This window comes from Acinetobacter sp. WCHAc060033 (assembly GCF_004209125.1).
GTDB classification, from domain to species: domain Bacteria; phylum Pseudomonadota; class Gammaproteobacteria; order Pseudomonadales; family Moraxellaceae; genus Acinetobacter; species Acinetobacter wuhouensis.
Genome location: NZ_SGSW01000008.1, coordinates 58,860 through 77,128, shown reverse-complemented (window position 1 = coordinate 77,128; position 18,269 = coordinate 58,860). Strand labels below are relative to the sequence as shown.

Genomic DNA, 18,269 nt, shown 5'->3' with positions numbered 1-18,269 from the left:
TCGTCATTGAACTCTACACTTTATAAAGTACACTCAAAGTCACATAACAATTTTAGAAGTCATAAGAAGGAACAGCTATGAGCGAGGCTTACATCATTGATGCCATTCGCACACCACGCGGAAAAGGAAAGAAAGATGGTTCACTGTACAGTGTCAAACCGATTACCTTACTCACCACATTACTCAATGAATTAAAAGATCGTCACAATCTTGATACCTCTAAAGTAGACGACATCGTACTGGGCTGTGTGACACCGATTGCAGACCAAGGTGGGGATATTGCCAAAACTGCTGCAATTGCCGCAGGTTGGGACAATGATGTTGCAGGTGTGCAAATCAACCGTTTCTGTGCATCAGGTCTTGAAGCTGTAAATATGGCTGCGCAAAAAGTCCGTTCAGGTTGGGAAGATGTCGTGGTTGCAGGTGGTGTAGAGTCCATGTCACGTATCCCGATGGGTTCAGATGGCGGACCTTGGGCGCTTGATCCTGAAACTAATTTAAAATCAAACTTTGTCCCACAAGGTATTGGCGCAGATCTTATCGCGACTTTAGACGGCTATAGCCGTTCCGATGTGGATGAGTTTGCGGCAAACTCACAGCGTAAAGCGGCAGCTGCACAAGCGGCAGGTCATTTTGATAAATCCATCGTGGCTGTAAAAGACAAAGCGGGCGTCGTGATCTTAGATAAAGATGAATTTATTAAACCAACGACAACTGCTGAAGGCTTGGCAAAATTAAACCCAAGCTTTGAAATGATGGGTGGTATGGGCTTTGATGCGGTTGCTCTTCAACAATATCCTGAAGCGCAAAAGATCAATCACGTGCATCATGCAGGGAACTCATCAGGTATTGTGGATGGTGCTGCGGTGGTACTGCTTGCTTCAGAAAAAGCAGTCAAAGAACAAGGTTTAAAACCACGTGCCAAAGTTTTAGCAACAGCACTTGTAGGAACAGACCCTACAATCATGTTGACAGGTCCTGCACCTGCTGCACGTAAAGCTTTAGCTAAAGCAGGCTTAACGATTGATGATATTGACTTGTTTGAAGTCAATGAAGCATTTGCATCTGTGGTGATGCGTTTCATTAACGAATTAAATGTTCCTGTGGAAAAAGTCAATGTAAATGGTGGCTCGATTGCCATGGGTCATCCATTGGGTGCAACAGGTGCCATGATTTTAGGTACTTTACTTGATGAGCTTGAGCGTCAAGGCAAAAAACGTGGTTTAGCGACATTGTGTGTAGGTGGTGGCATGGGTATTGCGACCATTATTGAGTTGGTATAAGGAGAATAAGAATGAGCGCAATTCAATATGAAAAAAATGCGGATGGCATTGTTATTCTGACTATGGATTCTCCAAACCAATCTGCAAACACCATGAATGCAGATTTCCAAAAAGCACTGACTGAAACTGTAGAAAAATTTAAAGCGGATTCAGGTGTAACAGGCGTTATTTTCCGTTCAGCGAAAAAGACTTTCTTTGCAGGCGGTGATTTAGACGATTTGATTCAGGCTCGCCCTGAAGATGCCAAAGAATTCATGGCAATCGTTGAGCTGATGAAAAAAGAACTGCGTTACATCGAAACTTTAGGTGTGCCTGTGGTTGCAGCATTGAACGGTACAGCGCTTGGCGGTGGTTGGGAAATTGCTCTCGGCTGTCATGCACGTATTGCCTTAAATGATCCAAAGTCTAAATTTGGTTTACCTGAAGTGACTCTAGGTTTACTGCCAGGTGGTGGCGGGATCGTGCGAATGGTACGCCTGTTGGGCTTACAAAATGCATTCCCATTCCTGATGGAAGGTAAGCAGTTTGGTGTTGATAAAGCCAAATCTTTAGGTTTAATCCATGACACGGCTGACTCAATTGAAGAATTGATGGAGAAATCAATTGCATGGGTCAAAGCTAATCCGAAATCACAACAACCATTTGATGTGAAAGGTTATAAAATTCCAGGTGGTGATCCGAAAACCCCAGCGGTGGCTCAGATTCTTGCGATTGCTCCTGCAATGCTGCGTGATAAAACCAAAGGTTGCTATCCTGCGCCTGAAGCGATTATGGCTGCTGCGGTTGAAGGTGCTCAGGTCGATGTGGATACAGCACTGACCATCGAATCACGTTATTTCACTTATCTTGCAACAGGGCAAGTGGCGAAAAACATGATCGGGACATTCTGGCATGGTCTAAATGCAATTAAAGCAGGTGCAAGCCGTCCAAAAGATGTCGCAAAATGGCAAGCGACCAAAGTGGGTGTGCTTGGTGCAGGGATGATGGGTGCAGGTATTGCTTATTCAACTGCTTCTAAAGGCATCGCTGTTGTACTGAAAGATGTTTCTGTTGAAAATGCAGAAAAAGGCAAAGCCTATAGCCAAAAACTTTTGGACAAAAAAGTATCTCAAGGGCGTATGACTGCTGAGAAACGTGATCAAGTCTTAAGCTTAATCACTGCAACGGCTGATGCGTCTGATCTACAAGGTTGTGATTTAATTATCGAAGCGGTCTTTGAAAATCAGGAACTCAAAGCCAAAGTCACTCAGGAAGCAGAAGCATTCCTTACTGATGGTGGTGTATTTGCATCAAATACTTCGACATTGCCAATCACAGGTTTAGCAAAAGCCTCTAAAGACGACAAAAACTTCATCGGTTTACACTTCTTTAGCCCTGTCGACAAAATGCCTTTAGTTGAAATCATCAAAGGACAAAACACCTCTGCTGAAACTTTAGCCAAAGCCTACGATTACGTACAGCAAATTGGTAAAACACCAATCGTGGTGAATGACAGTCGTGGTTTCTTCACCAGCCGTGTATTCGGTACCTTTGTGAATGAAGGTCTGCGTTTACTTGCAGAAGGCGTACACCCTGCACGTATCGAAATGGCAGCGCTTAAAGCAGGTATGCCTGTAGGTCCATTGGCGATTCAGGATGAAGTTGCATTGACTTTATCTGAGCATGTGACCAATGAGACCCGTAAGGCTCTGCAAGCTGAAGGTAAAGACTTGCCACATTCTCCAGCTGAAGATGTACTGAAAACCATGATTCATGAGTTTGGCCGCAAAGGCAAAGCCGCGGGTTCAGGTTTCTATGATTATCCAGAAGGTGGCAAAAAGCATCTTTGGGATGGTTTGAGCCACTGGAAACAGGATGTTGATATTTCTGAACAGGAAATGATTGACCGGATCTTGTTTGTTCAATCACTCGACACTTTACGTTGTTATGAAGAAAATGTCCTTGAGTCTGTGGTCGATGCCAATATCGGTTCGATCTTCGGAATCGGTTTTGCGCCGTGGACAGGTGGTGCGATTCAGTTCTTAAACCAATATGGTTTAGACAAAGCTTTAGCGCGTGCCAATGAACTTGAAGCCAAATACGGTGAGCGTTTCAAAGCGCCACAAAGGCTGAAAGATGCTGTTTCACGTGGAAAAATTGATTAAGACATTTGAATCAATTTTAAAGTGGCAATTTAATAGTTGAGTTTAAAAAGTAGATAAAAGAAAAGAGGCAAAAGCCTCTTTTCTTTTTTTTGATTATTGAACGTATTGTCATAGTTGTACTTTTATTCATTTCATGGTGATTGGAGGGAAATCCTAGAATAATTATTTAACATGATATATTTTGAGTGATCAGGATGTTGCTAAATAGCTAAAAATAGTAATAATCAAAAGATCGACTAAAGTCTAATAATTTCCCTTAAATAAAGGATTGGGAATTCACATGGATTTAATACAAAGTAATGGTCAACCACGTTATGGGCGTTTCAAGGAGCTTCCATCTGTGATTGGCGTAGATCAATATATTTATAAAACCCCTTATGGAAAGACCTTAACAGGTTGGCGCAAGCAATTAAAATATAAGAAATTTAAATTTTGTAGCATTCAGCATGAACACTATTCGATTGGCATCGCCATTGCTGATATTGGATGGGCAGGTCATGGTTTTATTTATTTCTATAACCATTCAAATGATGAAGTTTTAGAATGGAATGCCAATACGATTTTAGGTCGTGGTACTGTTTTGGATGAACAACCACAGTATAGCCATAGTTATTTTAGTAAGTCGCCTTTTGAATTTGAAATACAACATGCCAATGGGGTGCGTTATATACAAGCGACACGTCATGGAGAGGTGCAACTTAAAGCACGAATTTTTTGTGCAGGCACTGAGCCATTAAGTTTATGTAGTCCAAATGGCATCAATGGTTGGACATATACACAGAAGAAAACCACTTTGGCTGTTGAAGGTTTTTTTATTAATAAAAATAAAGAGATCATTCATTTTAATGAGAAAACTTTAGCTTCATTAGATGATACTTGTGGCTTTTTAAGACCAGAAACGGCATGGTTTTGGTTGTCGTGTAATTTTTGGGATCAAAATGGTCATCGGATTGGGTTAAACCTTGCTTCGGGTGTCAATGAAAGTTTTGGCAATGAAAATTGTCTTTGGGTGAATGGTCAATTATTTGCAATTGCAGACGTATTATTTGAAAAGATAGACAATAATGTTTGGTCAATTCGCTCTTTGGATCAGCGGTTAAATCTAACGGTCGAAACAGGTTGGCGGAGATTTGAAAATTTAAATTTGAGATTAATTGGTAGTCAATTTAGTCAGTGGCAATCACGAATTAGTGGCTCAATAGAGATGGAAAATGGTGAGATTATTCAGTTAAATCATGAGTATGGTTTATTAGAACAACATTATGCCAAGTGGTAATGTTGTTCTAATATTTTGATTTGATTAAAGCGCAGCTTTCCAGAATGCTTCACCTGCTGCAATCGGGTCATCGGTTTCTGCCAAAGTGTCCACCCAAACTTTATACTGGCGAATAACAGGATGCTGGCTCGGGTGAAAGTCAGGTTTAAACCAATCCATATATTGTTCACGCATAGCGGATAATTTTCCGTCTTTACCAAAGAACCAAGGTAAACCTTTTATTGCCATTTTTGCACGTTGTATGCGAGTAAAACCGTCATAGCCTAGCATGATATTGGTACGATAAAAGGTAAAACCAAACATCAGTACCGTGGTAAAAGCCAAAGCAAATTTCCTTAAATACTCGGGAACTTCACCAACTTCTTGCATGACATCAAAAGCCACATCACGATGTTCCATTTCTTCAATGGCATGCCACGCAAACAAAGCACGAACAAAAGGATGAACTTCCGCTAAGGTTGCTTTTTTACTGTAAAAGGTTTCAGCCATCAGTGCTGTCAAATGTTCAGCTGCAGCGGTCATGGCAATGTTGTACTGCTTAGATCGATTTTTTAAAATATGATCAAAATGAGCACTCATGAATTTAACAAATTGATCAACAGGCATGCCTTGGCGTTGCATTTCCTCATTCATTTTGTCATGGGCAATACCGTGTTGAGCTTCTTGTTTAATAAAATCTGAAACACGCTGCTGTAAGTCAGCATCGGTAATTTTGTCACGAAGCGCACGAACACTTTGAATGAAATAGCGCTCACCGACGGGAAAGGTCAGGCTTAGAGCATCAAACATTCGAGTGCGGAATGGATCATTATTGAACCAAAAGCGGGGCACTTCATTTAATTTAAAATCGAGGTTGCTACGAACAACAGGATCAACCTGATGTTGTTCATTTTTTCCTTTTACATATGCATTCATTGTTTTATTTCTCGCAATTATTCAAAATTTAAACCAAGCTTTATGATTTACATCATTGAGTTGTTATAAACCTGCTTGCCAAAAAGCTTCACCCGCTTGGATTGGATCATTGGTTTCAGCCATGGTATCCACCCAAACTTGGTATTGACGAATAACAGGATGCTGACTGGGGTGAAAATCTTTTTTAAACCAATCCATATATTCAGTTTTCATGGCAGAAAAAATGCCTTTCTGACCAAAGAACCACGGCAAGCCTTTGGCTGCCATTTTCAAACGTTCTATACGACTAAAACCATCATGCCTTAACATGATATTGGCACGGTAGAGTGTGAAATTAATCATCATAAATGTGGTAAAAGCCAAGGTGAACTTTCTTAAATTTTCCGGAACTTCACCGACTTGTTTCATCACATCAAATGCCACATCACGATGTTCCATTTCCTCAATAGAATGCCAAGCGAGCAAGGCACGGACATAAGGATGAGCTTCAGCTAAGGTTTCTTTTTTACTGTAAAAAGTATCTGCCATTAATGCGGTCAAATGCTCAGCCGCAGCAGTCATGGCAATGTTGTATTGTGGCGAACGTTGCGTCAGTTCAAATTTAAAAATTTTATGTAAAAAAGTAATGAATTGATCAACAGGCATGCCTTGATCTTTCATGACTTGATTCATTTTGTCATGGGCAAGACCGTGTTGGGCTTCTTGGCGAATAAAATCGGCAACACGTTGTTGCAAATCAGGATCAGTGATTTTGTCACGAAATAAACGCACACTTTCGATAAAGTAACGCTCACCATCTGGAAAGGTCAGGCTGAGTGCGTCAAATAATCGAGTACGGAATGGATCACCACCGAACCAGAAGCGTGGTACTTCTTCTAGTTTAAAGTCGAGCTTGGTGCGAACCACAGGATCAACTTGATATTTCACTAATGCATTCATTTTGTTTTACTTGCATCACTTTAGATGATTTCAGTATGTCGCTTATTTACAAGTTTGTTTTGACAGATGTTGCCAATTTTTATACATTTTACGACAGAATGAAAATGTGTAATGTCAAAATGATCAGTACGATAAATTGATCCTAAGAATTAAAAGAGTGTAGGAAAATGCAAGATTTACAGATTCCGAATGGTTATTTTCATCTTTGGCAGATGTTTGTGTCTGAACGAGGAATGGAAATAGCAACACTTGATTTTCTCAATGTTGATGAAAAAACACGCTTACTTGAAATTTTATCCCTGCCTATAGATACCCAATCTTCCTATTTATTCTTCCATCAGTTGATGGAAAAGACCAAACAGGCTTTGGATTGTCCACAATTGGTTTTTGAAATTGCGGAATATGTACGCCCTGAGCATTTTGGTGTGTTGGGCTATATGGCTTCGCGGAGTACGACTGTCGCTGAAGCACTGCAAAATGTGTTGCGATTTAGCCGTTTAGTGATCGATGGGGATGAAATTATTCCGATGCAAATGGTGCAACAAGGGACAGATGTTCACTTGATTTGGCCTTTTCATCATGAGCGCTATATTTTAATCAATGAGTTTACCAATGCGTTGATGATGCATTTGGCACGTAAAATTGTTCCCGCAGATCAATTTCCATTGTTGAGTGTGCATTTTGCGCATCCACCGCAAAAGGCGATTTACCATTATCAAAAGTTTTACAATTGTGAGGTGCTGTTTAATCAGCCTGAGTATCGTTTTGTTTTGGGTTTAGAGGGCTTAAATCTTAAAATCCAGCAAGCGGATCCGTCTTTGATGCAACTTCTGGTGAGACAAGCTGAGGAAGCGATTGCATCTAAGCAAAAGTATGAAACATTGGTCGATAAGTTACATTTGATTGTGGCTGAATATTTAAAACTTAAAGAACAGGCACCAAAAATTGAAGATATTGCACAGGAATTACATATTTCAACCCGTACTTTACAGCGTCAATTAAGTGAATTAGACAGCTCATTTAAAAAGATTGTTGAAGTTGAAAGAATGAAACGTTGTGAGCAGTTATTGGAAAGTCATGTGCAGTTGACCGATATTGCGATGCGTTTGGGGTATTCTGATCAGTCTGCTTTGGCGAGAGCGTATAAAGCGTTTAGTGGGCAGACTTTGTTGCAGAAAAAACAGCAGTTGAAATAAATAGGTTTATTAAAAATTGATGTTACGCATTTAAACTACGTCTAAAACTGAGAGTGCTCAAAATTTTTATAACAATATTCTTAAGCTAGCACAGCCCCATCTGCCTTGCAAAGTTTGAATTGCTTTGGGTAGGCGTTTGTCACTTTGAAGGATGAGGAATATATTTCGTAAGGTAACCAAAATCCCTTGTTGGATATGAAAAGCAAAGCTTCGCAAGATCTCCTGTCTTCGGAATATATTCCTCATGTCCAACGGCGAAATCCCTGTCGCCTAACGCGATAGCACTACTGATTTGAAATCACAATCACCAATTGTTTAGTGATATTCATCGACGATAATGAGCCACTCAAACCTTAAAAGTAGGCGTGTCCTAAAATATACTTTCTGCGTAACATCAGTTGCTTAATTTTCTATTTTGCCTGAAATAAATCCTTCGATGGCAATGAGAATAAATAGCTTTTGCAATTTTTAGAAAAATAAGCATCATATTTTAATCGAATGATTTTATTGTATATGTATGATTTATATTTATTTTATTTAAAATAACTCACTTTGTTTAATGCTTGAAAATAGGTAGCTTTGATCATTGTTCTGTTTTTGAAAATAGCGCTAAATGTACCCGTGGGTTGTTTTATGATTTTTGATGCAGAGTTGTGATATAAAACAGATACGTTTCGGCGTTCATGTGACTCTATCCTTTGGGTAAAAAATAGCGTTACAATGCTGGGCGATGTCTTGTATTTATACATTTGGATGATGAAAAGAATAAGTCAATGTATTCTAAAGTCTTCCAAACAATTTATTCATCTAAAACTCCTCAAGTTTAAACAATTCAAGGAATGTACAACCCTATGTCACGTTTAGCCACTCGTTTTGCACAGCTTAAATCTCAACAGCGTAAGGCTTTGGTTTCTTATGTTATGGCGGGCGATCCTCAACCACATGTAACTGTACCGTTGTTACATCAAATGGTTGAAGCGGGCGTAGACGTTGTAGAACTTGGATTACCATTTTCCGATCCAATGGCAGATGGTCCAGTGATTGCACTTGCAGCAGAGCGTGCGCTCGCAGCAGGTACCAATACCCTTGATGCTTTGAATATGGTCAAAGAATTTCGTCAAAAAGATACCACAACACCTGTTGTTTTAATGGGCTATTTAAACCCAGTTGAAGTGATTGGTTATGAAAAGTTTGTGGCTTATGCGAATGACTGTGGTGTAGATGGTGTACTTCTTGTGGATTTACCACCAGAAGAAGCAAAAGATTTAGATGCAGTCTTACAAAAGTACGATATGAATCAAATTTTCTTGCTTGCACCAACATCGACTGATGAGCGTATTCAACATGTAGTGAATCAAGCCAGTGGTTTTATTTACTATGTGTCATTAAAAGGTGTAACAGGTGCAGCAACATTGGATACCACAGAAGTGGCAGCACGTATTGAAAAAATCAAACAGGTGACAGATATTCCTGTCGGTGTTGGTTTTGGGATCAGTGATGCAGCTTCTGCAAAAGCAGTGGGTCAAGTTGCCGATGCTGTGATTGTCGGTAGTGCTTTTGTTAAACCATTTGCAAATCTTGCACCAGAACAAGCCGCTGAAGCCGCGGTGAATAAAGTCAAGGAGCTTCGAGCAGCGCTCGATGAGTTAGTATGAATCAAGAAGTGAAATCAGGGAAAATCCTCAGCGCAACCACGCCGTGGACAGATCGCACAGTTCCAGGCATTCATATGCCTGACCAACAACAGACACTTAAAGCGACGTTTACTGAACCGACCATTGAGTGCCCTGAATGTCATGCACTTGTGACGCGTACTGCGATGTCTTTCAATGCCTATGTTTGCCCATCATGTGATGAACATTTGAAAATGAAAGCACGTGATCGTTTAAATTGGTTCTTTGACAATGTTAGTTCTGAATTGGGTCAACAGTTTTTAGCTAAAGATCCATTAAAGTTTGTCGACAGCCGACCTTATCCAGAGCGTATGAAAGAAGCGCAGGAAAAAACAGGTGAAACTGAAGCACTTGTGGTGATGCAAGGACAAGTTAAAAATATTTCTATGGTTGCATGTGCCTTTGAATTTGACTTCATGGGCGGTTCTATGGGGACTGTAGTTGGTGACCGTTTTGTCCAAGCTGCGGAAAAAGCCATTAAAGATAAACAACCATTGATCTGTTTTGCTGCTTCTGGCGGTGCGCGTATGCAAGAAGGCATGTTGTCTTTGATGCAAATGGCACGTACTTCTGCCGCGATTCAAAAAATGAAAGATGCACATTTACCTTATATCGTGGTGTTAACTCATCCAGTATACGGTGGTGTAACCGCATCATTGGCAATGCTCGGTGATGTACATATTGCAGAACCTAAAGCAATGATCGGTTTCGCAGGTAAGCGCGTGATCGAACAAACTGTACGTGAAAAACTGGAAGAACCGTTCCAACGTGCAGAATTCTTGCTTGATCATGGTGTAGTCGATCAAATTGTCCATCGTCATGCATTACGTGATACTGTATATCGTATTGTAGCGAAACTGATGAATTTGCCTTGAACAACCAAACAGCACCATTAAATACTGATGATTTACAAACATGGCTCGATTATTGGAGCCATGTTCACGTTACAGGGATTGATTTAGGCTTAGAGCGCGTCATTCCTGTGGCTGAACAATTGGGTGTCATGAAGCCCAATGCAAAGGTTTTAACGGTTGCTGGAACCAATGGTAAAGGCTCAACGACAACAACGCTTGCTGCCATTCTCAATGCACAAGGTTTCAATGTTGGCTTATATCAGTCACCGCATATTTATCGTTTTAATGAACGTGTCAAACTGGCAGGGCAAGAGGTTGATGATCAAACCTTAATTGATGCCTTTGTTCAAGTCGATCAAGCACGTCGTATCTGTGATTTATCCCTATCATTTTTTGAAGCCACAACACTGGCTGCATTTGTCATTTTTAAACAAAAGCAATGTGATGTCTGGGTGCTTGAAGTCGGTTTAGGTGGTCGCTTAGATGTGGTCAATGTCATTGATCCTGATGTCGCAGTCATCACCAATATTGGTTTAGATCATACCGATTGGTTAGGCGATACCATTGAAAAAATTGCTTTTGAAAAAGCAGGAATCATTCGCCCCAATATTCCTGTGGTTTTTGGCGGTGTACAAGAACTTCCGCAAGCCATTCAGAATAAAGCGAATGAATGTAGTGCAAAACTCTATGCCGTAAGTCGTGATTATTTCTACAAAGATTCAAGTGATGGTCAAACGTGGGACTTTGCGGGTTCTGGTGTGACTTTAAAATTACCATTGGGTCATTTGGCAATTGAAAATATTTCGACTGCTGTGGCTGCAATTTTAGTGAGTGGGTTAAAAGTTTCACAGCAATCCATTGCTCAAGGAATTCAAAATGCGCAGTTACAAGGGCGTTTTGAAATACGAACAATTCAAGATAAATTCACAAAAACACAAGAAAAAACTGTTATTTTTGATGCGGGACATAATCCGCATGGTGTTGATTTTTTGTTAAAGCAATTGCGAAAATTCTTAGAATACAATAAACAGTACACAGAAGTTATCACTGTTTTTTCAATGCTGTCTGACAAGGATATAGATTCTGTGGTCAAGTTATTGAAAAATACTGTATTAAAGTGGAAAATTGCACCACTCACTGTGCCTCGTGCAGCGTCAATGGAGCAATTGCAAGCTGCTTTGCAGGGTGAGACAGTTGAACAATTTAATAGTGTACAAGCAGCATTTAAATCAGCGCTTGCAGAAACCAATAATAATCAGCTGATTTTGGTGTGTGGTTCGTTTCATACCTTAGAAGCGGTCTGGGAGTATTTAGAAGAATGTCAATGAATAACAAACAACGCTGGATGGGCGGTGTTGTTTTATTGAGTGGTGGCGTTTTATTGGCAGCATTGCTTCTCAAAGGCAAAGAAGAAATTCACCAAAATCAAACGGCACCACAGGCTGGGCAAGTACAGCCGAAAAAGGTTGAACCTGCGGGTGCACCCGTACAGTTACAACCATTAACAGTAGATGTCGCAACGGAAAAACGTTTGCTTGAAGAGCAAAAACGTGCTCGTGAAAAAGCTGTGGCTGAACAAGAAGCCAAAGCTGCCGAATTCTTACGTATGCAACAACAAGCGGAAGCAGAAGCAGCACGTAAAGCTGCCGAAGAATATGCGGCTGCCAATGCAAGACGTGGTGCCGCTGCTCAAGAAGGTACAGACATTCCACCTGAACTCGTTCAGGATGAAAAAACCAAAGCGCAACAAAAAGCAGCAGAACAGAAAAAACTTGAACAGCAAAATGCACAAGCCAAACAAAAAGCTGATGCTGAAAAAAAGTTAGCTGAGCAGAAGCGTCAAGCTACCGCAGATGCAGAGAAAAAAGCAGCAGAAGAAAAGAAACGTAAAGCTGAAGAACAGCGTAAAACTGAAGCAGAGAAGAAAGCTGCTGAAAAGAAAGCAGCAGATAAAAAAGCTGCTGATGAAGCCGCTGAGAAAAAACGTAAAGCTCAAGAAGCCGAGAAGAAAAAGGCTGAAGCGGATAAAGCACGTGATTTATTGGAAAATGGTGATAAGCAATGGATGGTTCAGGTGGCACTGGCTGCCAATGAAGCCAATGCCGATGCTGTTGCTGCAAAATTACGTGCCAAAGGCTATAAGGTGACCAAGAGCCCAACATCGAAGGGGATTCGTATCATGGTCGGTCCATCGAAAGATCGTGAAGCCGCTGATGCAATGCGTAAGAAAATTAATTCTGATGCGAGTTTAGGTATGAAATCGGCTTGGGTGAATGAATGGACGCCTTTAGATCGCCGTTAATTCTCATTGAATAATCAAAAAAGCCTCTTTTTCTGAAAGAGGTTTTTTTTGTATTTGAGTCTTAGATTGCGAGTTGTTGGCGAATCCATTGAATATTTTCAGTGCTAAATTGCTTTTCAATATTGACCCAAATTGGATGAAAACCATAGCCGCCGTATTTCATTTCATTCAGAGCATCCTGCGTTGACCAATTTTCGAAAATAATCCGATACATCGCCACACTTGCACCAGTACGATCAGAACCGTGATAACAATGAATTAATACTTTCTGGTTTTTATTTTTTGCAGTTTTGATGGTTTTCATCACCGACAGCAGATTATTACGATCCAGTGCCCAAGTATGAATTGGCACATGTACCAATTGAAAATTTTGCTGTGAAAGAGCGGTTTTATCTTTATCACGACTTCTTAAATTAATCACTACATCAATATCATGCTTTTTCAGCTCAGGAATAATCTCGGCATTGGGTTGTTCACTCCGAAATACGGTGTCACTGATGCGATAAAAATTATGTTGCTGATTAACCAGTGTTCCCCATTGCTGTGGACGTTCATGATCAGGAAGTGCAGAGGTCGTGATACATGCCGTGAGTTGTACACTGGCTGATAATATGATGGTGTAGCGTAATAATGAATTAAGCATTTTGAATATATCGGTCTAGGTCAGTAGGATCGTGTGCGCAAATGATGTCGATTTGAGGTTCTGTTTGTGCAAGGTTTTGAATTTCAGACAATGTCTTTAAGCGTAGAGAATTATTTTCAGCAAAGGCAAATTCAAGTTTATCTAAAAGCGGTAACTTATTCTTACGGTCAAGTTCTAAGTGACTGTAATATGCATCGCCACAGAAAAATAACCATCCCGTTTGTTGTTTAATGGCAATACCACAATGTCCTGTGGTGTGTCCTAACAGTGGAATCAGTAAAATTTCATCATTGAAAATATTAAAGCCTTGTACCTTGTGAAAGTTAAACCAAGCTTCACCATTTCGAGGTTCTAGAAAATTCCAATAGCGGTGATTTTTAAATTGTTGTGGTCGATAACGTAACTTATTCATGACCGATATTTTTTGCGCGGCATTATATTCACTGGATAAAATGTGAATAGTGGCTTGTGGAAAATCTGAAATTCCACCTGCATGATCAAGATCTAAATGGCTGACCAAAATATGTTTAACATCGGATGGTTTAAAGCCTAGTTTTTGAATTTGTGAAATTGCCGTGAGATTAAAGTCAGATTGAATGGCGCTCACTTTTGAAAAAAGTTTGCCTAAACGTGCTTGAGGATGCAAATAATCTTGCATCCCAAAACCGGTATCGACCAAAACCAGTCCTTTATCTGTTTCGATCAGCAGGCAATGACAGACCATTTTCGCATGAATGCCTTTTTGTCCATACAAAGGCGCACAGACAGGGCACATGGTTCCACAATGTAAATGATGTACGTTGTAAATCATAATCTAAATTTATTTTTAGGATTGTTGTATCGTTTATAAACTGAATTGAGCTAAATACCAATTTAAAAATGATGTGCTTATGTAATTGTTAAGTATTTGAAAATTCAATCAAGTTAAGTGATCATCCTTTGATTTGGTACTTGTCATCGCTTTAGCGGATGAAAATCATAAAATAAGCATGCAAAATATAGGTTTTTCTTCGTATTTCTGCTTAAATCGCACCCTCTAATTTATTCAACCCACAGTACGAGCAATCACATGTTTATCAAAAGCATTAAACGTAATTATGACAAAGTTGCAGCCGATGACAGTATTGCAGATCAAGATAAAATTGATGCCTTATTGATGAAACTAGGTGCAGAATTTTTGGTGAGTAAAGACGATCGGGTTTATGTTTTTCAAAAGGGCGATTTAACGGCAAAGTTTGATGCCAAACATGCGCGTGCTTACCATTTTAAAGATTATGTCTGTAAGGATATGAATAAACTTTTTCATGGGTTTTGAGTTGCATCAAAACCTATTGAACCCTGTTTATTTACCAACCGCCTGATGCTCCGCCACCACCAGAACCGCCACCTGAGCTTCGACTACTACTCGAAGACGAGCTTGAACTAGACGAAGAGCTACTGCTCGATGAACTAGAGCTAGAGGATGAACTGCTTGAAGATGATGAAGAATTGCTTGAGCTCGGTGGGGCATCTTTAAACCATTCTTGGTATTCAGGTGGATAATACGCTTTATAAGGTTTTGCGATTATGGCAATAATTGCCCATAGAAAAAATAGTAAGAAAGGACAAAAAGAGAAAAATAAAGCCACTGGAATAAATGTATTGGGAAGAAAGAAAGATAATCCGAGTGGAATCACGATAAAGAAACTGGCGTATTTTAATGCCCCTTTTTTAGAAAAAGAGCGATATTTGAAATGCTGATAAATATCCCAGTGTTGGTTGAATTTAGCAACTAGCCAAAGCACAAGTGCATACAAACCGAAAAGTAAGAAGAAATTTAAGCCAGTCACGATCCAACTAAATAAATGATGAATGGGCATAAAAATGATCATGAACAAAGACATGCCTTGGATTTTGATATTGCGTTGTTTGAGTGTTTGGTAAATCGGTGCAAAATAAATCACGATGATCGCACTAACCATGACATTCCACAGCAGTACGATGAAGTAATTCATGAAATGTTTTGATGGTTGATCTAAATAAATCGTATCTGGATTTTCAGTGTTTGGGCTTACATAGACATAATTGTTCTCAGATGAAGCCTCTAATTCTTCATTTTGATTCTGTTGCAGATTTTCTACAGTTTGAGGAAGTGAGATATCTAGGTCTGGTATTTGACCTATCTGATTTTGTGCAAGTGCAATGCCTGTATAGTAATCATTATTTTTAAAATTCGGCGCGAGTGTATTGCGGATAATTCGTCCAGATTGAATATCGGTAATTTTGCCTTCTAAGCCATAACCGACTTCAATCCGCATTTTTCGGTCATTTTTTGCGATGAGCAGTAATACACCATTGTCCTGTTTTTCATTGCCAATTTTAATGGTATTGAAGACTTGTAAGGCAGTGTGTTCAATCGACTCACCCGCTAAAGAGGGAATCATCAAAATTTTCAGATCAATATTTTCTTGTTTGAAAATAGTCTCATTATTTTGTTTAAGTTTTTCAATCTGTGCTTGATCCAACGTCGACGTTGTATCAACGATATTCTCATTTTTTAGTCGCTGTAAAAGCTCAGGTGATAGGGCATGACTGAGTGTTGTGATACAAAGAAGAATAAAAGCATAGATAAACTTATTCATTACCAACTCCCTGATGCTCCGCCACCGCCAGAACTTCCGCCTGAATCACGGTCATTGCTTGATGATGAACTGCTCGAAGAATGACTTGAACTATTGCTAGATGATGAGCGATTCGATGAAGAACGATCTGTTGTATTGGAACTCGGAGAAGTGTTTGGAAATGGGTCTGGAAGTCGTTTGGGATCTTCTTTCTTATTTGAAAATAATTTATTACTGATAAACATTCCAACAACGACCATCAAAATAGTTGGAACAAAGGAAAGTGCAAAAGATAAAATATTTGAAAAATCTTCTGAGACAGCTCCTTTTTGTGATTTGAATAAATAGCAGAATATCAAATAAGTGAGTGTAATTGAAAATATAACAGTTAATGAAATCAATACAATGCGATTGAATCGAGGATGTTGATGATATTTTGGAAAAATACTTGCGCTGAAAAATGCTGATAAGAAACTTAAGCCAATGAAAGACCAAAAACCAAGATCAAAAATTACGTTTAAAAAAACAGTGCAAAAAAGACTGAAAAATAGGGTGACAAAAAATGCGACCCCTTGTCGAGCATCACGACTTCCAGCCGTATTATTGAAGGCGTAAAACCAAAGCCAAACGATCAAAATACCAAATAATAATTTAACACTTGTTTTGAAGATAAAGATCGCATGCTCTAGTTGATTGTCTCTATATCCACCATTATCGGTAATTACAAAGCCTTCACTTAATTGTGCAATGCTTTGTTGTGCGGCAATTATTCCATAATAATAATCATTATTTTTAAAATTTGGTGCAAGTATATGGCGAATGATTCGTCCTGCTTGAATATCGGTAATCTCACCTTCTAAACCATAACCCACTTCAAAACGCATTTTACGATCATCTTTGGCGATGACTAAAAGTAGACCATTATTGAGTTTTTTATTTCCAATTTTAATTGTATTAAAAACTTTCTCAGCATATTGTTCAATTGAAGCGCCTTCTGTAGATGGCACCATGAGGATTTTTAAATCAATTTTCTTTTCTTGATATAAATACTCATTTTGACTTTTTAATTCAGCAATTTGATTGTCCGAAAGCGTCTGTGTGGTATCGACCACATTTTCTTTTTTAAGTTGTTGTAAAAGCTCAGGTGACAGGGCATGACTGAGTGTTGTGATACAAAGAAGAATAAAAACATAGATAAACTTGTTCATTACCAACTCCCTGATGCTCCGCCACCACCAGAACTTCCGCCTGAATCTCGATCATCGCTTGATGATGAACTACTACTTGAGTTACTTGAACTATTGCTACTAGATGATGAACTACTTGAGGATGAATCGTTTGAATGATTTGCTACATTGGTTCGTTTAAATTCTTCATCAATCGCTTGTTGACGTTCTTTTTCTTTTAGATATTGATTATAAAATGAAGTGAGATAAGCATTTTCAGTATGATGATGAAAGCGGTATAAAAATTGTAGATAGCGTAAAAAAATTAAGATAAAAATGATGGCTAAACATTGAAGTAAAACGAGTGCAGCTTTTGGGAAAAAGTCTACAAAGTAAAAGATCCCCAATCCAAATATTGAAAAAATCTGTAGAGGTAAACTATATAAAACAGATTTGAGCAATTTATGATTTTGATTTTTGGGTAAGAATATAAGTATTAATAAAGGTGCATAAAGTGGAATGAGTGAGCAAATAAAAAAAGCAATTTTAGGTGTCTGCAAATAAGAAAAAATAAATATATGTATAAATATCTCAAAAACTAAACATGCTGTAAATATACCGAATCCTGCACTGGTTCCCCAATTCACAGTTGCTCTTGTATACAACCAATATAATGGAATACAGAGTAAAATGGATAAAAATAATTGCACATAAAAATTGAAAGCAGTCAGTATATTTTTTTGCTTATCTAGGGTGTTGCTAAATAAAATATCGAGTTTTAAAAGAGACTGCTGTACCTGATAAAAACCTTGATAATAATCATTATTTTTAAAATTTGGTGCAAGGGTATTACGGATCATTCGTCCTGCTTGAATATCTGGAAAATCACCTTCTAAACCATAACCAACTTCAAAACGCATTTTATGGTCATTTTTCGCAACAACTAAAAGTAGACCATTATCGAGCTTCTGATTACCAATTTTAAGTGTATTAAAAACTTTATTTGTATACTGTTCAATAGACAAGTCATTTGTAGAAGGTATCATAAGAATTTTAAGATCAATTTTCTTCTCTTGGTAGAGTTGCTCATTTTGACTTTTCAATTTAGCAATTTGATTGTCCGAAAGCGTCAGTGTGGTATCGACTATATTTTCTTTTTTAAGTTGTTTTAAAAGCTCAGGTGACAGGGCATGACTGATGACACTGAGCAGTAATGTACAGGTAAAAAGAATCAACTGCTGATACAGTGTTTTATAATCATGTTGCATAAGGATGGTT

16 protein-coding genes are annotated in these 18,269 nt (G+C 38.9%); 9 read left to right on the top strand and 7 right to left on the bottom strand.

The window, feature by feature from the left end; genetic code table 11:
- Positions 1 to 77: 77 nt before the first annotated feature.
- The 3 genes from EXE10_RS05100 to EXE10_RS05090 all read left to right on the top strand — a co-directional run bounded on the left by EXE10_RS05100 (position 78) and on the right by EXE10_RS05090 (position 4,703).
- Entirely contained in the window at positions 78 to 1,283 is a 1,206-nt protein-coding gene (locus EXE10_RS05100; protein WP_130112580.1) for an acetyl-CoA C-acetyltransferase, read from the top strand.
- A gap of 11 nt (positions 1,284 to 1,294) precedes the next feature.
- Complete coding sequence (locus EXE10_RS05095) at positions 1,295 to 3,427, top strand: 3-hydroxyacyl-CoA dehydrogenase NAD-binding domain-containing protein (protein ID WP_130112579.1); 2,133 nt, start codon at positions 1,295 to 1,297, stop codon at positions 3,425 to 3,427.
- Positions 3,428 to 3,707: 280 nt separating this feature from the next.
- Positions 3,708 to 4,703, top strand: coding sequence for a DUF2804 domain-containing protein (locus EXE10_RS05090; RefSeq protein ID WP_130112578.1), 996 nt, complete (start codon positions 3,708 to 3,710; stop codon positions 4,701 to 4,703).
- 24 nt (positions 4,704 to 4,727) lie between these two features.
- On the opposite strand, the gene EXE10_RS05085 is transcribed toward EXE10_RS05090, so the two are convergent.
- The gene (locus EXE10_RS05085; RefSeq protein ID WP_130112577.1) at positions 4,728 to 5,618 is read right to left on the bottom strand and encodes a metal-dependent hydrolase; all 891 of its coding nucleotides are present in this window, start codon (positions 5,616 to 5,618) and stop codon (positions 4,728 to 4,730) included.
- A 63-nt stretch (positions 5,619 to 5,681) separates the two neighbouring features.
- Complete coding sequence (locus EXE10_RS05080) at positions 5,682 to 6,557, bottom strand: metal-dependent hydrolase (protein ID WP_130112576.1); 876 nt, start codon at positions 6,555 to 6,557, stop codon at positions 5,682 to 5,684.
- A 167-nt stretch (positions 6,558 to 6,724) separates the two neighbouring features.
- On the opposite strand from EXE10_RS05080, the gene EXE10_RS05075 reads away from it, so the two are divergent.
- The 5 genes from EXE10_RS05075 to EXE10_RS05055 all read left to right on the top strand — a co-directional run bounded on the left by EXE10_RS05075 (position 6,725) and on the right by EXE10_RS05055 (position 12,582).
- Entirely contained in the window at positions 6,725 to 7,753 is a 1,029-nt protein-coding gene (locus EXE10_RS05075; RefSeq protein WP_130112575.1) for an AraC family transcriptional regulator, read from the top strand.
- Positions 7,754 to 8,604: 851 nt separating this feature from the next.
- Positions 8,605 to 9,408 (top strand): tryptophan synthase subunit alpha, encoded by an 804-nt coding sequence (gene trpA, locus EXE10_RS05070; protein ID WP_068974088.1) that lies wholly within the window; start codon positions 8,605 to 8,607, stop codon positions 9,406 to 9,408.
- A complete protein-coding gene (accD, locus tag EXE10_RS05065) occupies positions 9,405 to 10,301 on the top strand; it encodes an acetyl-CoA carboxylase, carboxyltransferase subunit beta (RefSeq protein WP_068974087.1) in 897 nt (298 codons plus the stop codon). Before trpA ends, accD begins: the two co-directional genes overlap by 4 nt.
- Complete coding sequence (folC, locus tag EXE10_RS05060) at positions 10,298 to 11,608, top strand: bifunctional tetrahydrofolate synthase/dihydrofolate synthase (RefSeq protein ID WP_130112574.1); 1,311 nt, start codon at positions 10,298 to 10,300, stop codon at positions 11,606 to 11,608. The genes accD and folC overlap by 4 nt, the downstream gene beginning before the upstream one ends.
- Positions 11,599 to 12,582: an SPOR domain-containing protein gene (locus tag EXE10_RS05055; RefSeq protein ID WP_068974085.1), complete on the top strand. Its 984-nt coding sequence runs from the start codon at positions 11,599 to 11,601 to the stop codon at positions 12,580 to 12,582. The genes folC and EXE10_RS05055 overlap by 10 nt, the downstream gene beginning before the upstream one ends.
- 61 nt (positions 12,583 to 12,643) lie before the next feature.
- Here the strand turns inward: EXE10_RS05055 and EXE10_RS05050 are convergent, their stop codons facing one another.
- A complete protein-coding gene (locus EXE10_RS05050; RefSeq protein WP_130112573.1) occupies positions 12,644 to 13,225 on the bottom strand; it encodes a dual specificity protein phosphatase family protein in 582 nt (193 codons plus the stop codon).
- Positions 13,218 to 14,036 (bottom strand): MBL fold metallo-hydrolase, encoded by an 819-nt coding sequence (locus tag EXE10_RS05045; RefSeq protein WP_130112572.1) that lies wholly within the window; start codon positions 14,034 to 14,036, stop codon positions 13,218 to 13,220. Before EXE10_RS05045 ends, EXE10_RS05050 begins: the two co-directional genes overlap by 8 nt.
- Before the next feature lie 258 nt (positions 14,037 to 14,294).
- Here EXE10_RS05045 and EXE10_RS05040 point away from each other — a divergent pair, with 258 nt between their 5' ends.
- Positions 14,295 to 14,540 (top strand): hypothetical protein, encoded by a 246-nt coding sequence (locus EXE10_RS05040; RefSeq protein WP_130112571.1) that lies wholly within the window; start codon positions 14,295 to 14,297, stop codon positions 14,538 to 14,540.
- A gap of 31 nt (positions 14,541 to 14,571) precedes the next feature.
- Here EXE10_RS05040 and EXE10_RS05035 read toward each other — a convergent pair whose 3' ends face one another.
- From EXE10_RS05035 to EXE10_RS05025, 3 genes are read right to left on the bottom strand one after another with little or no spacing between them, the layout of a single operon-like run.
- Entirely contained in the window at positions 14,572 to 15,846 is a 1,275-nt protein-coding gene (locus tag EXE10_RS05035) for a TPM domain-containing protein (RefSeq protein WP_130112570.1), read from the bottom strand.
- A complete protein-coding gene (locus tag EXE10_RS05030; protein ID WP_130112569.1) occupies positions 15,846 to 17,033 on the bottom strand; it encodes a TPM domain-containing protein in 1,188 nt (395 codons plus the stop codon). The genes EXE10_RS05035 and EXE10_RS05030 overlap by 1 nt, the downstream gene beginning before the upstream one ends.
- Positions 17,033 to 18,259, bottom strand: a complete 1,227-nt coding sequence (locus EXE10_RS05025; protein ID WP_130112568.1) for a TPM domain-containing protein — start codon at positions 18,257 to 18,259, stop codon at positions 17,033 to 17,035. The genes EXE10_RS05030 and EXE10_RS05025 overlap by 1 nt, the downstream gene beginning before the upstream one ends.
- Between the last annotated feature and the right edge of the window lie 10 nt (positions 18,260 to 18,269).